The organism is Lysinibacillus sphaericus (assembly GCF_001629735.1).
Lineage (GTDB): Bacteria > Bacillota > Bacilli > Bacillales_A > Planococcaceae > Lysinibacillus > Lysinibacillus pinottii.
Genome location: NZ_CP015224.1, coordinates 3,534,612 through 3,548,954, shown reverse-complemented (window position 1 = coordinate 3,548,954; position 14,343 = coordinate 3,534,612). Strand labels below are relative to the sequence as shown.

General features: G+C 36.8%; 16 protein-coding genes and 1 pseudogene. 12 read left to right on the top strand and 5 right to left on the bottom strand.

Translation table 11 applies throughout. The annotated features are described in order from the left end of the window. The first annotated feature begins 260 nt into the window (after window positions 1–260). A complete protein-coding gene (locus A2J09_RS17425) occupies window positions 261–701 on the top strand; it encodes a VOC family protein (RefSeq protein WP_012295953.1) in 441 nt (146 codons plus the stop codon). A 283-nt stretch (window positions 702–984) separates the two neighbouring features. Here the strand turns inward: A2J09_RS17425 and A2J09_RS23505 are convergent. Continuing rightward, window positions 985–1,229: pseudogene (locus tag A2J09_RS23505) on the bottom strand (transposase); the annotation flags it as partial. Between the two features lie 419 nt (window positions 1,230–1,648). Between A2J09_RS23505 and A2J09_RS17420 the strand changes: the two are divergent. The 8 genes from A2J09_RS17420 (at window position 1,649) to A2J09_RS23160 (ending at window position 8,647) form a co-directional block, all read left to right on the top strand. Then, window positions 1,649–2,317, top strand: coding sequence for a response regulator transcription factor (locus A2J09_RS17420; RefSeq protein WP_012295951.1), 669 nt, complete (start codon window positions 1,649–1,651; stop codon window positions 2,315–2,317). Further along, window positions 2,314–3,696 (top strand): sensor histidine kinase, encoded by a 1,383-nt coding sequence (locus tag A2J09_RS17415; protein WP_012295950.1) that lies wholly within the window; start codon window positions 2,314–2,316, stop codon window positions 3,694–3,696. The genes A2J09_RS17420 and A2J09_RS17415 overlap by 4 nt, the downstream gene beginning before the upstream one ends. A gap of 101 nt (window positions 3,697–3,797) precedes the next feature. Further along, window positions 3,798–4,709, top strand: coding sequence for an ABC transporter ATP-binding protein (locus A2J09_RS17410; RefSeq protein WP_031416626.1), 912 nt, complete (start codon window positions 3,798–3,800; stop codon window positions 4,707–4,709). Continuing rightward, window positions 4,706–5,416 (top strand): ABC transporter permease, encoded by a 711-nt coding sequence (locus A2J09_RS17405; RefSeq protein WP_012295948.1) that lies wholly within the window; start codon window positions 4,706–4,708, stop codon window positions 5,414–5,416. Before A2J09_RS17410 ends, A2J09_RS17405 begins: the two co-directional genes overlap by 4 nt. Next, complete coding sequence (locus A2J09_RS17400) at window positions 5,416–6,153, top strand: ABC transporter permease (protein WP_012295947.1); 738 nt, start codon at window positions 5,416–5,418, stop codon at window positions 6,151–6,153. The genes A2J09_RS17405 and A2J09_RS17400 overlap by 1 nt, the downstream gene beginning before the upstream one ends. A gap of 19 nt (window positions 6,154–6,172) precedes the next feature. Further along, window positions 6,173–7,432, top strand: a complete 1,260-nt coding sequence (locus A2J09_RS17395) for an erythromycin esterase family protein (protein WP_012295946.1) — start codon at window positions 6,173–6,175, stop codon at window positions 7,430–7,432. Window positions 7,433–7,500: 68 nt separating this feature from the next. Beyond that, window positions 7,501–8,385 carry a helix-turn-helix domain-containing protein gene (locus tag A2J09_RS17390; RefSeq protein ID WP_012295945.1) on the top strand — a complete coding sequence of 295 codons (885 nt, stop codon included), beginning with the start codon at window positions 7,501–7,503 and terminating at the stop codon, window positions 8,383–8,385. Window positions 8,386–8,488: 103 nt separating this feature from the next. Further along, window positions 8,489–8,647 (top strand): DUF1540 domain-containing protein, encoded by a 159-nt coding sequence (locus tag A2J09_RS23160; protein WP_004231699.1) that lies wholly within the window; start codon window positions 8,489–8,491, stop codon window positions 8,645–8,647. A 49-nt stretch (window positions 8,648–8,696) separates the two neighbouring features. Here the strand turns inward: A2J09_RS23160 and A2J09_RS17385 are convergent, their stop codons facing one another. Both A2J09_RS17385 and A2J09_RS17380 read right to left on the bottom strand, forming a co-directional pair. After that, window positions 8,697–8,939 carry a hypothetical protein gene (locus A2J09_RS17385; protein ID WP_031416620.1) on the bottom strand — a complete coding sequence of 81 codons (243 nt, stop codon included), beginning with the start codon at window positions 8,937–8,939 and terminating at the stop codon, window positions 8,697–8,699. A gap of 74 nt (window positions 8,940–9,013) precedes the next feature. Continuing rightward, window positions 9,014–10,351, bottom strand: coding sequence for an aminotransferase-like domain-containing protein (locus tag A2J09_RS17380; protein WP_012295943.1), 1,338 nt, complete (start codon window positions 10,349–10,351; stop codon window positions 9,014–9,016). Between the two features lie 118 nt (window positions 10,352–10,469). Here A2J09_RS17380 and A2J09_RS17375 point away from each other — a divergent pair, with 118 nt between their 5' ends. From A2J09_RS17375 to A2J09_RS17365, 3 genes are all read left to right on the top strand, one after another. Continuing rightward, on the top strand, window positions 10,470–11,393 hold the full coding sequence (locus A2J09_RS17375) for a DMT family transporter (protein ID WP_036162410.1): 924 nt from the start codon (window positions 10,470–10,472) through the stop codon (window positions 11,391–11,393). After that, entirely contained in the window at window positions 11,380–12,258 is an 879-nt protein-coding gene (locus A2J09_RS17370) for a DMT family transporter (RefSeq protein ID WP_012295941.1), read from the top strand. The genes A2J09_RS17375 and A2J09_RS17370 overlap by 14 nt, the downstream gene beginning before the upstream one ends. A 65-nt stretch (window positions 12,259–12,323) precedes the next feature. Further along, a complete protein-coding gene (locus A2J09_RS17365; RefSeq protein WP_036162928.1) occupies window positions 12,324–12,869 on the top strand; it encodes a histidine phosphatase family protein in 546 nt (181 codons plus the stop codon). Window positions 12,870–12,909: 40 nt separating this feature from the next. Here A2J09_RS17365 and A2J09_RS17360 read toward each other — a convergent pair whose 3' ends face one another. Together A2J09_RS17360 and A2J09_RS17355 are read right to left on the bottom strand one after the other, a co-directional pair. Beyond that, the gene (locus tag A2J09_RS17360) at window positions 12,910–13,554 is read right to left on the bottom strand and encodes an SIMPL domain-containing protein (RefSeq protein ID WP_012295939.1); all 645 of its coding nucleotides are present in this window, start codon (window positions 13,552–13,554) and stop codon (window positions 12,910–12,912) included. A 54-nt stretch (window positions 13,555–13,608) separates the two neighbouring features. After that, window positions 13,609–14,232: a DUF2238 domain-containing protein gene (locus A2J09_RS17355; protein WP_036162408.1), complete on the bottom strand. Its 624-nt coding sequence runs from the start codon at window positions 14,230–14,232 to the stop codon at window positions 13,609–13,611. Window positions 14,233–14,343 lie beyond the last annotated feature (111 nt).

The window sequence follows — 14,343 nt, the reverse complement described above, 5'->3', positions numbered from 1 at the left end:
TAGAAACGTAGAGGTAACTTTTGTGAGCTAACAATGGCTAGAGGGATAAAAATATTCATCAGCCTCTTATTCAATATCAGATAAATGAAGTTGTCCAATAAAATAGTAAGCACCTTTATTGGCTATATCTACTAGTCGTTGTGGCAAGATAATTGTCTACAAAATGAACAGACGGAAATCTTGGCTTTATTTAAGTAGTAAAAGGAAATGTTTGTTCGATGGAGAATATATGTAGTAATACTGTAAAAGGGGTTTTGAAGATGAATCGTTTAAATTTAATTACATTAGGTGTTAAAGATATGGTGAAGTCTCTCGCTTTTTACCGAGAAGGTCTAGGTTTTGAGGTTGTAGTTTACGGAGAGGAAACAAATCCTGATGTTATATTCTTTAATAATGGTGGGACAAAAATATCACTATTTCCAATTGAAAGATTGGCAAAAGATATTAATGAAGCTAACCCACCTGAAATTGACCATGGCTTTGGCGGAATCACTCTTGCTTATAATGGTAAATCAAAAGAAGAGGTGGACAGTATTTTTGCATTAGCTAAAAAGGCTGGTGCAAAAATTATTAAAGAGCCTGAAACTGTATTTTGGGGTGGTTATAGTGGCTACTTCCAAGATCCGAATGGCTTCTATTGGGAAATTGCTTACGGCGATATGTGGCAGTTCGATGAGAACGATATGCTGATTATTCAATAATTGATATAGATAATTTAGATAAGAAGAGCGTCTATTTTTTATTTTATAACATAAAACGCAACTTTTTTAATTAATAAAAAGTTGCGTCAGACTGTCGACAAAAGGAATTGAGAAGTTCACACTCGATTCCTTTTGTCACTTTTTTTCTTTCATTATGTTTAAAAATGGTAATTTTATATCCCATAAAACAGACTCTTCAAGTATAAGAACTCTTTTAAACCGCCAGCCACGTCCAAGTAGCTAGTTTCTTTAAATTCATGGCAGCAAGAGTAAGCATCGCCTACATGGACAATTTTTTCAGACCTCTAGGTTGTCCATCGCATACCATGCTTTTCCTTTGCATCGGCAAAGACACGCTCAATCGTTACTTTACGCTTGCATAAATTTGTTTGATGTCATAGGAATGGCGTAAATGTTCAGCTTCCTCCACATACAGTTCCCAAATATGAAGTTGAATGAGTTTTTTGTGATCCTTACTTTCCGTACATTGGGAAAGGCTTGACACTTAGTACAAATCAAAGGTTTCGATGTATTATCACCTCAAAAATTTACTTTTCACCCTATGTAGGTGGGGTACTTTATGTAGAAGTTGATGGGAACGAAGAGCGGTGACTCCAGTGGGAAAAGCGGGAAAGTCGAGATTCTGGACTGAGCGAAGCGAGGGAAGCAGCTCGACCCCGCCCGCGGAAAGCGTCCGCCCGTAGTGGAAATCAACGGCTTTACTTTATTTCATTGAGTTTGTCTGCAGTCTGATGCAACTTTTTTAAATTAGTAAAAAGTTGCGTTTTTTTCACTTTCACGTTAAAAAATAGGAAGAAAATAAGTAGGGGATTACCATATAATAACCAAGTATGGAATTTATCTTGTACTTCAATTTAAGATAAATGTATAATGCAAAATATGGTATTTTGGGATAGCTTTCGAATAGATATAAGGAGGGTGAAACAATGATTCGTATATTATACATAGAGGATGAAAAGGAAATAGGATATTGGGTTAGTAAAGAGTTAACTGAAAGGGGCTATGAAGTAACATGGTTAGAGTCTGGGGACGGTATGGAACAACATATTTCCTCAAAGGATATTGCCATACTGGATGTGATGTTACCTGGTTTAGACGGCTTTTCTATCGGTAAAAGAATTAAAAGGGAAAATAAAGAACTGCCGATTTTAATGCTATCTGCTAGAACGGCAGTCGAAGATAAAATAGAAGGTTTGAACTTCGCAGATGATTACTTAACAAAGCCATTCCATCCAGATGAATTAGTAGCAAGGCTAGAAGTATTACTAAGAAGATATCAAAAAAATGATGATGTGTTGGAACTACAGCATCTTAAAATGTATACAAAAGATATGAGGATAATGAATACATTGACTAAAGAAGAAATTCTCTTGACGGGTAAACAGTTTTATCTTTTACAGTATTTCATTCGCCATCTCAATCAAATTTTAACGAAAGAGCAACTTTATGAGGGGGTTTGGGGTGAGAGCTATATCGAAGGTGATAAAACATTGATGGTACATATTCGATATTTAAGAGAAAAGATAGAAATAAATCCCGCAAAGCCAACGATTATTGAAACGATTCGAGGGATTGGTTATAGGGTGAAACTATGAAATTCTTCCAATCATTACAAGCTAAATATATGTTGATCATCATATTAGCCTTATCAATTGTTCAAATTTCTTATATGGTAACAGCCATGTTTGTATTAGGAATTACAAAGACTGGGGTGGGCGAGTTTTCTAGTGAGGTACTTTTGGAAAGTGAAATCGAGAAACAATGGCATGCACAATCTAAAAATATAAGCAATGTATCAAATGATGCCATTACCCAGCTTTTTCAAAAGTGGCAAGAGCAATTACCTTCGGCTTCTATGTTCTGGGTAAGTGAGGATGGGACATTATTGACTACAGTAAATGTTCAGGAGGAGCTTCCAGCAAAGTGGACACCCGCATTTACTACTAAATTCATAAAACAGCGGTATGGGGAAGACCCATTTACAGTTATTTCCTTCTTGGGCGATGATGTATCCAATGGCTTTATTGTTTTAGAAGTTCCAAGGAACGTATTTAATCCGCCACTTATCAATATTTATGAAAACTATGGTAACTTCTTATTTCTTGGCGTTATAGCCATTATTCTATTTTTCATAGTCGTATCTTGGTTATTTTTCAAAGGAATCCGAAAGAGACTTTTATATCTTCAAGATGCCATGGAAATACGGGATGTAGATGGTTTACCTATTGAAATCCATGTGAAAAAGAAAGACGAAATTGGGCAACTGGAGCATAGTTTTAATAGGATGGTTTGTGAGCTGAGAGAAAGCAAACAGCGTCAGCAAAAAGAAGAGCAACTAAGACGGGAGCTGATTGCGAATCTCTCACATGATTTGCGAACACCTTTAACAAAGGTAAGAGCTCAATCCTACTCAATTAGTAAAGAAGCATTGTCAGAGGAAGGTACGCATGCATTACGAGCGATGGAAACATCTATAGTGAATATTGATGCTTTAATTGAAAATTTAATGTCCTACACATTGCTCATGTCAAGTAAATATAAATTTGAACCGAAAGAAATCAATGTTATTCGTTTTGTACGAGAGCACCTGACGACCTGGTATCCCGTTTTTGAACGAGAAGGCTTTGCCATTGATATTGAGCTACAAGCATTTGAGCATCAGGAATGGTATATAGACCCCATTTGGTTAGGCCGTATACTGGATAACCTCTTCCAAAATGTACTACGACACGCCAATAGCGGGAAATACATAGGTGTGAAAACAGAGTCGACAGCGAGTTATACGGCATTTATTATTGAGGATCATGGAAATGGTATGAAAAATGAATCAAATGCAAAGGGTGCAGGAATAGGTTTATCAATTGTAGATGTTATGGTAAAGGGCATGCATTTAGATTGGGATATTTGTTCGGATCCATCGGGTACAAAAATTATAATAAAACATGTAAATCCATCTGCGAAGCTTGGTCTGTAAAGGCTCGCAGATTTTTTTTAGGCTTTTTTAAACAAAATTTAAACTTAGCCCTTACCTGTTTTTAAACTTCTATTCTTATGATAGTTAAAGAGGTGAGGAAATTGGAATATATCGTACAAACACAAAACTTATCAAAAAACTTTGGAAAAGAACAAGCTGTATCAAATATAAATTTGCAAATACGCAAAGGTGAAATTTATGGGTTTTTAGGGCCTAATGGAGCGGGGAAAACAACAACGATTCGTATGCTTCTTGGTCTAATGAAGCCATCCTCAGGAACAATAAAAATTTTTCAAAAGGACATAGTGAAGGATCGTATTCAAATATTAGCGAATGTAGGTTCATTAGTTGAAAATCCATCTTACTACCCACATTTGACGGCCTATGAGAACTTGGAGGCACTACGAAAAATACTAGGTGTACCAAAAACCAGAATCGATGAAGTTCTGCAAACTGTTCGTTTGAAGGAAGCTGCAAATAAGAAAGTAAAGGGCTTTTCACTAGGAATGAAACAACGCCTTGGTATTGCTGCTGCTTTACTGCACAACCCGGAGCTACTCATTTTAGACGAACCAACGAATGGTCTCGACCCTTCAGGTATTATTGAAATTCGCAATTTAATTAAAAGACTACCAAAGGAATACGGGATGACCATTATTATTTCCAGTCATTTATTATCAGAAATCGATCAAATGGCTACACAGGTAGGTATTGTTTCTAAGGGGACATTGATTTTTCAAGATTCCATTGAGGGAATGCGTAAATTTGCACAACCAAAGGTTACTTTTAAAGTGAGCAATGGTGAAAAAGGATGGCGTTCCCTTTTAGCAAATGGCATTAAGGCAAACTATCAGGATGACGTCATTTTCTTAGAGGAATGTTCTGACGAGAAAGTAGCACATATTGTTCAGGTCCTGGTTCAGGAAGGGATTTCAGTATTTCGAGTAGAGGAAGAAAAACGCTCATTGGAGGATATATTCCTGCAAATGACGGCGGGAGAGCTAAAGTTATGATGAGTAAACTATTAATTGCTGAATTTTTAAAGATCAAACGGAAAGGTATATGGTTTTTAACGCTTTTAGGTCCCGTTGGCGTAGTTGCTCTGCAAATGGTCAATTACGGTGTGAGGAAAGACTATCTTTTACAGCAGAGCGAGAATGATTGGGGTTATTTTTTACTGAACATTCATTCCTTTACACCGTTGGCAGTTGTATTAGGTATTGCTATCCTAACGTCATTCATGGCGAGTATAGAAAACGAGACAAATGCGTGGAAACAGCTCATCGCTTTACCTGTTTCAAAGCTATCCGTGTATTTATCTAAATTTACAGTATTAACGATTCTGTTATTTTTGTCTTCAACACTATTAATGATTTTTACACTGGGTTACGGACTAATTTTAAGCTTAGGTGAAACGGTCCCTTACTTAGAGCTTGCCAAGTATAGTTACTTCCCAGCTCTTGCAGCATTACCAATACTAGCTCTTCAGCTGTGGATTGCTAGTGTTTGTCATAACCAAGGTATCTCGATTACTGTAGGAATTTTCGGAGTGATTTTTTCCTATTCTTCCTATGTTTTACCGGATTGGATGATATGGAAGTGGCCATCATTGATGAATCAATGGGATGAGCCGATCATCAATGTCATGTTAGGAGTGGGGATTGGTATCTTACTCTATATTGCTGGCATGATTGATTTTGCAAGAAGGGACGTGAAATAATGACGGCTATACTGCGAGCTGAATGGTTTAAATTACGAAAATCAAAAATGGTACCAATTATCTTAGCAGGACCCATTATTGGGCTATTTATCGGATTATCAGCCAATTTAGAGGATAATATGTCAGGGGTATCAATCAATGAATGGTATATTGCGTTGTTCTCCATGAATTTAACATATGCTTTATTATTCTTACCACTTATTACGGGGGTTTTGGCTAGTCTCATTTGTAGGTACGAACATCATTCTGGTGGCTGGAAGCAGCTATTAGCATTGCCTGTAACGAGGGGGAAAGTATTTGTAGCTAAATATGTGTTAATCGTACTGCTTGTTATGGCGATGCAGCTACTGTATCTATGTTCAGTTTTTGCTGTAGGGATGATAAAGGGGTATACGGATCCTTTTCCAATGGAGATTGTATGGAAAAGCATTGTGGGAGGATGGGTAGCGACATTGCCTTTAGTAGCCCTTCAATTATGGATATCGATAATGTTTAAAAGTTTTGCTGCTCCTTTTGCAGTCAATGTGGTATTTACCTTACCCTCTATTTTTGCTATTAATTCTGAACGTATTGGACCTTACTATCCATGGGCACAGCCCTTTTCGATGATGTATATTGGTGGCAGTACAGACGATGTATTTTTTGTGCCATGGGAGCAATTGTTAACAGTTGTCGGTGGTGGCTTCATCCTATTTTTTCTTGGTGGGTATTTCTACTTCCAACGAAAAGCCATTTAACCTAAAGGGGAGAATTGACATGAAAATGAAACGAAGTTTGAGAATATTAACTACATGTATACTACTAGCAGTTTTAGCTGGCTGTGGACAGGGGGCGGCTGTCAAAGATGCCTCTCAATATAGTAGTGAAATAAAAGATATTACTATACCTGATGATGTAAAAGTTATTGGCTTTGGAGAGGCAACACACGGAAATGTGGAATTCCAAGCCTTAAAAAAGGATCTATTTGAAGCAATGATGAAGAATGAAAATGTTCGTGTCTTTGTTTTAGAGGGGGATTTTGGAGGAGCCCAACAAATAAATCAATTTATTGTCAATAGTGTTGGCACGGCGCAAGATGCTATTAAAGCACTGGATTACGGCATTTATCAAACTGAACAAATGGTGGACTTTGTGCAATGGATGCATGACTATAACCTAACAGTCAAGGAAGAAGATAAAATTTATTTTTATGGTAATGATATGCAGCGCTATGATGATAGCAAAAAGGGCTTACTTGATTATTATGGGGATGTCGATGCTGAAACAGCTAAGCAATATACGGCTCAGCTTGAACATGTGTCCAACAAAACAATGAGAGATTTATCGAATAGCCAGTTAGTAGAGCTAGATAAAACAATTGATGCCATCATCAAAGATTTACAATCAAACAAGGAAGCCTATGAGAAAAAGTCATCAAAGGATGCCTTCTCTTTTGCGGCGCAATATGCACAAATTTTAAAGCAACGTACGCAATTGTTTTTAAACGATGGTAATTACATGAATTTACGTGATGAATACTTAGCTCAAAATTTACAATGGATTGTTGATTTCGAGACGACGAAGGGCCATGATAAAGTATTGATGTCTGGTCATAATGGCCATATAGATAAAACGTCTGCTACAATGGCAGGTTATAAGTCGATGGGACAATATTTAAATGAGTACTATAAAGATCAGTACTTTGCCATTGGTACGGATTTTGTGACAAATACATTCCAAGCACCGAATGGGTCTGGTGAACGTAAGGAGTATACGATAGAACATCATAACGCTCTAGTGGATGCCTTTAGTGATATCCATGACAACATCTTTTATGTGGATTTTGAAAATGCTAGTCAATCAGAACAGCTATCTAATATCCTTACAAAGGAGCAAAGAATGGGCAATATAGGCGATGATTTTCGTCCTTGGTATAAGCTTACAAAAATGCTCTATACCATTAAAATGACACCAGCAGACGCATATGATGGTCTAATAATTGTGCAGGAAGCGACACCAACCAAAGTAACCGATTAGTTAAATATAGCAATCTCCATCAAAAAATCTTTGTTCTTCTCCATTATGATAAAAGTGAGGTGAGAAATATGGAGTATAGTCAGGCAACACAAAGGATTATTACTTATATCGAGGAGCAATTGATGGAAGAAATAGAACTTGAGTTTATGCCGAGTATTACGGGCTATTCGAAGTTCCATCTAAGTCGAATCTTTAAACAAGAAACAGGGCTTACGATTGGTGAATATATTCGGATGCGGCGATTAGCTGTGGCTGCCAGTTGTTTAATATACTCCAATGCATCAATCATAACGATTGCCTTTAAATTTCAGTTTCAATCTCAAGAGGCTTTTACAAGAGCTTTTAAAGAAGTGTATGCTTTACCACCAGGAAAGTACCGAAAATTGATGCAATCATTAGCTATGATGGAGGAGGAAAAGTTGATGGAATTAAATGAACAGGTTAAGGGATGGATGCTGAGCGGCGCAAATCCAGAATTATATCAATTTCATACGGATGATAAGGTATTTCATTCAGGAAAGCGCAGTGGTGTATTATTTTCCACCAATGCATCAGCAAATAATGGGCAATTTGCTACGATGATGCAAGGATTTCAGGCAGCTGACTATAAAGGCAAGAGGCTGAAAATGTCATGTTACTTAAAAACGGCTGAAGCTACAAAATGTGGGGCGTGGATGCGTATAGATAATGGTACGGGTGATACGATTCAATTTGATAATATGGATCAGCGCTCTGTGACAGGAACTACTGAATGGAATCATTATTCTATTGTTCTAGATGTACCCGAGGAAGGTGATTCCATTTATTTTGGTGTGTTGTTAATCGGCTCAGGAAAAGTGTGGGCAGATGGTTTCCGCTTTGAAGAAGTCAACAATTGGGTACCCACAACCAATATGCTTTCGCAGGAACGTTTACCGAAACAACCAGCTAATTTAGACTTTAGCATGGAGTGAATTGGATACGCTACACTCACGTGTGAACCGAGAATGGACTTTGTTGAACAACGTATTGTTTATCTCTAATTTGTTAAAGCTAACAAAGAGGAGGTGTGAAACGATGGCACAAGAAATTCTTTGTGAAGTCAATAACTGCACATTTTGGGATTCTGGAAACAAATGCACAGCAGAAAAAATTTATGTTGTCAGCCAGAAGGGACAACATGCTTCCAACAGTGAGGAAACTGACTGTAAAACTTTTGAACCTGAAACGCATTAATGCAAAAAAGGGTAGCCACTTATATGGTTACCCTTTTTCCCTGTCTTTATTAATAAGCATCGACCTTTTCTTTATTAAATAAAAGTTCATGTGCATTGTTTACTTTTTCCTCTACGTAATCCAAGGAGTACTTACCCACCGAATCTGTTAAATCACCAATTGCCCGCGACAAGTTATCAATGATCGAGATTAATTTATGCATTTCCGTGTGGTCTTTTTCTTGGTGCATCTCATCCATAATTTCATATGCAAGACGCTGAATTTTCCTTAGTCGCAATTTCTCAGAGTGCATTGAATCCTCCTTATTGAACCAATTTATGATGTCTAAATATATGAAAAATAAGTAGGTTTCATGAATGACTTTTTTTAAAAGTAATTGTTAGGATCATTAAGGGACAATGAAATTTCCTTTATACCAACATCAATTTTTGACTCTTCCACATTGGAAACATTTAATTTCAACATTCGCTCATGAAAAAATCCCTCTAAATAATTACGGTTAATCGAATCTAAAAGTATATTGCTTTGTTTCAAGTGCTGGATAAGCTTATCGATATTGACCTGTCTTGGTAGAATAATATGGCTATGCATACAGATTTCCTTAGAAGCTTTAAATTTTGCTAAATGGGCTGTTATAGATTGTTGAAGTCTGTTAGCACGTATGGCATAAGACTCGCTGACCTTCTTTTGATAACGTTCAAACATACCACTTTTTAAGTAAAGCTCTAAGGCTGCCTGGGAGATCATTGAGCTATCAATATCAGTTGTATTTTTAAATTGCCTAAATGTTTGAATGAAGACCTCTGGTAAAACGGCTAGCCCTATACGTAAACCCGGAAACATGATTTTAGAGAAACTTTTTAAATAAATGACATGTTGCTGTGTATCATCTGTATAAATAGGATCTATTTTCGAATTTTGCTCGAAATCCGCTAAATAATCATCCTCAACAATGTATACATGATATTGATAAGCAAGTTGACGAATCATATCTTTCTCCTGTTTGCTATAAGAAGTCCCTAGAGGGTTGTGCAAGCGAGGCATAGTGTAAAAAAACTTAATGTCATAACTATTAAAAATGCGCTCTAACTCATATAAATTAATGCCATCTGTTGTTCTTTTTATGCCGATGGCAGGAATTCCATAGGTTTTCAAATAATCCATATACAAATGATAACTAGGTTGCTCCACTAAAATTGTTGAGCGACCATTTGGAAATGGCATAATACTCAGCAAAGACAGGGATTGTTGTACGCCCGAAGTGATAAAAATGTTTTCTTCTTTAGTGAACACTTGATAGTTTGTTAATAGTTTTTTTGCCTCTTTTATTAAGGAGGGTAAGCCTTGTGATGTCCCATATCTAAATAGGTCTGCTTGGTATGTATCGATTGCCTTGTTGAGGCAATGTTGAAAGTCTTGGTACGGAAAAGCATGCCAGCTAGGTGAGGAGGTAGCAAAATCTATATGGTCTTGAACCTGTGGCTGAAGGGGTAATTGATGATCAACAACATAGTGGCCGCTTTTCGGTAATGCATAGATAAGATGCTGATCCTCAAGTTTTTTTAAAGAAGTTAAAATAGTACTTTTACTGCAGGAATATTGTAGTGATAACTGACGTATTGAAGGGAGCTTTGCCCCTGATTGAAGAGTACCTGTTTGTATTTGAGTCAAAAGCTGTGAATAAATCCATTCATATTTAAGCATATTTAACCTCCAGCACACCTGTATCGGTACAGATGCGTTTTTTTCATATCGTCAATGTGTGTTCTTTTTTATACGATAACATTACCGGCCGGAAATGATGGAGAAGGAGCGTTATCGTATGTTAGAAAAAAGAAAAGCCTATATAGCAGCAATTTCGTATGCATTTGTTATTGGACTTTCATTCCTATGTGTGAAACTTACTTTGTCGGTGGCGAGCCCTATTGATACATTAGCTCACCGCTTTACAGTTGCTTTCATCGGCATTGTTATTTTACTAGTATTTACGAAAAATAAGCTAACAATAAAAAAACAGGATTTATTAAAAATTTTACCTTTAGCCCTATTGTACCCTATAGTTTTTTTCACGTTTCAAGTGCTTGGGCTTGCTAGAATTTCATCCTCAGAAGCTGGAATTATTCAAGCAACAATCCCTATTTTTACATTAGCACTAGCAAGTTTATTGTTAAAGGAAAAAGCTACATGGGGACAGTATGTTGCTATCTCGATTTCTGTACTTGGTGTGATTTATATGCTAATGATGAATGGGGCAAATGCTACTACTGGAAATATTTTTGGCAGCGGATTTATTTTGCTTTCAGCTTTTGCAGCATCAATTTATAACGTCTTTGCAAGAAGGCTTACAAAGCAATATTCTTTACTGACATTAACCTATGTCATGACGTTATGTGGATTTGTTATTTTTAATGGGATAGCTATAGGAGATCATGTGATGAAGGGCACCATCCATGATTTTTATAAGCCATTTCTACATGTTGACTTTATCATTGCCATTTTATATTTAGGCCTATTATCCTCGCTAGGCACGTCTTATTTATCAAATTATGCTCTATCTATATTAGAGGCCTCTAAAATGAGTGTTTTTAGTAATTTGGCTACGCTTATTACTATATTTGCGGGTGTTTTATTTTTACATGAAACCTTCCAGAAGTACCATTTAATCGGGGGAGTCATGATTGTTATGGGGGTTATAGGAACAAATTATTTCGGCATGAAGAGGGTAGCGAAAAATGAGCAAATATAGCCTCTTATTATTAATAAGCTGTATATGGGGGTCTCAATTTTTCTTTGTAGCGCTAGTGACAAATGATGTTGGTGCAATAACCTTATCGTTGTTGAAAGCGCTAATAGGTGCCATTTGTTTAAGTGTCATTAGCATATTTTTGAAAAAGGACAGCAATCAGGTGAATAGTAAATACTATTGGGCAATCGCCATTTTTGAAGTAGTAATTCCATTTGTCCTGATTGCACAAGGTCAAAAATATGTTAGCAGTAGTAATGCATCTATGGTAATAGCTATGGTTCCCATAATCACGTTAATTTTTGTCGTTTTTTTCTTTAAGAAAAAGGTTAGTAAGTTCCAACTCATTAGCATTTTATTAGGTCTCGTGGGAATCAGTATTCTTTCATGGCCAACACAAGAGATGGACGGTTCAAGTACAGTATTTGGCAATGCATTACTGCTCTTGGCCGCAATGAGCTTTGCACGATCATTAATATTAATGGAAAAGCTGGGGGCTGGCTCACCTATCGTACATATGCGAAATGTTTTAGGAATAGCCACGGTCATTTTATTACCAATGGCGATGATCTTTGAACAGCCATTCCAACTAAATATGAGTGGCATACAGATTGTTGCCGTAACCATTTTGGGGATTTTCCATTCGGGGATTGTTTACATGCTTTATAATTTATTGATAAAAAAAGAGGGTGCCTTATTTGCATCTCTTAGTAATTATGTAGTTCCTGTAGTAGGTGTACTATTGGGTTATTTTATACTAAAAGAGACATTGGAAATCAGACAATTCGTAGGCATATGTATTATCCTTTGTGCCCTGCTATTATCTAAAGAGCGGGTTGTTTATAAAAAGACAAATGATGAAAATTAATGATTTGGGATTATTTAATGACGTACTATTCTAATAAAACTACTTTTTCAAGACGAGAGGCATTTATGAGTAATATCTATGTCATTAGACATTGTCTTGCACAAGGGCAATCACCTGACGCCCCTTTAACACAGACAGGCATGAGGCAAGCAGATAGCTTAGCTGATTTTTTCAAAGATACTACCATTCATCGAATTCTCTCAAGCCCCTTTTTACGCGCAGTCCAATCCATTGAAGCTATCAGTAAAGAAAAGGGTATTCAAATTGAAATAGATCATCGATTGTCTGAACGACTTTTAAGTACAAAAGATTTGCCAGATTGGTACGAAAAATTACAGGCAACATTTATGGATATGGACTTATCATTTGATGGGGGAGAATCCAGCAAAGAAGCAATGGACCGCATTGTGAATGTTGTAGAGGAGGCTGTTGCTCGAAATGTTGAAAATACCTTACTAGTGAGTCATGGCAATATCATCACCTTATTATTGAAACATTATAATAAAGATATTGATTTTCAATGTTGGAAAGATTTAAGTAATCCAGATGTTTTTGTATTACAGGTAAAGCACAATAACATCGTAATAGAACGGGTATGGAATCCACAGTAGGAAAGCCTTCTGCCGTTGCTTCGCTGAAGGCTCAAATCGTTCAATATTGAAAGTTCACACGGACAGAGGCATTTATGTCGATTTGCCCTTGTTCAATAGGTGTCATATCGGAGGAAATTGCCATTGAGCGATATAGAATAGGCGTATTAACTTGTTCTTCCACAATTTCAGTGGGGAGTAGTTGCAAAGGTAAATGCATCGTTTCAGCAATGGTTTTCGCCTTTGCCTGAGCATTATGCAGCGCTAAACTCAATGCTTGCTGATAATAGGCATCTACATGGTCAACTTTGAATTGAATGTTTGTGATACGATTTGCCCCATTATCTACTGCTGTATCAATGATTAAGCCAATACGTTCAGGATTTGATACATGGACGGTAATGGCATTAGTTACTTCATAACCATTAAAGATTTGTTGGCCGTCTTCAAAATGATAAAGTGGGGTAATTGTATAGGCAGCTGTTTGAATTTGTTCGCTTGGAATGCCAAGGGCTGTAGTGGATTGAATAACTCGATTCATAGTTGCCGCATTCTCCTGCTGTGGCTCTTGTACATTTTGGCCTCGCGTTTGAACTTCTATTTGAAGTTGAATGGAGCTTGGCTTAGCCTTTACCTGCCCATCGCCCCTTACAGTTATAACACGTGGGGGAATGGATGCCTGATGATGGAGCTGAGCATAGTACATACAATACCACCTTTCATAAGATTTTTTATTCATCATAGTATGCAAAAAATGATTTTATTTGTTTAATCTCTTTAAATATTTATCATGGAGCTTTGTCAATAAAAGCAAGGTAATAATAGAACCTAGCAACGCTAAAGACATGTCCCATTGAGCGTCCCAACGATCTCCCTGCATCCCTAAAAAGTCTTTGGCCCCTTTACTGCCCTTGGAGATTCGGGTGCTTAACCATTCAATGATTTCATAAAATGCAGCAATCGCAAGTAAAATACTAATGGAAATGAACGATAGCCAAGCGCCTTTTGTAAGAGGCGTTTTTCGAATTAAAATTTCCCTTATAACAATCGCCAGCAAGCCTTTTAAAAAATGTCCGAAGCGATCGTAATTATTACGGTGCAAATTAAATTCTTCTTTTATCCAATTAAATAGTGGCACCTCCGAATACGTATAATGCCCACCAATAAATGTTAGAATCGATAATAAGGCAATGATTGAGTAAGAAATGGTTGTGAATCGAAATTTAGGATAGATACAAACTACAATAATAATCGCAACTATTCCTGGGCTAACTTCAGCCAGCCAATCTAAGTAGGAAGATGGTTTAATAACAGACCAGATCAAAACAATTAAAGTGATGGCAAGAAAAGTTACATGTATTTTAAAATGCTTATTACTATTCATGACAACACGCTCCTTTGTCCCACAGTATGGGGAAGTAGGAGTTTGCTTATTCAACCGATGCTGCGTTAAAAAAAGGAAAAGCGTCTAGTTATTCGTTCTAAAACTGACGCT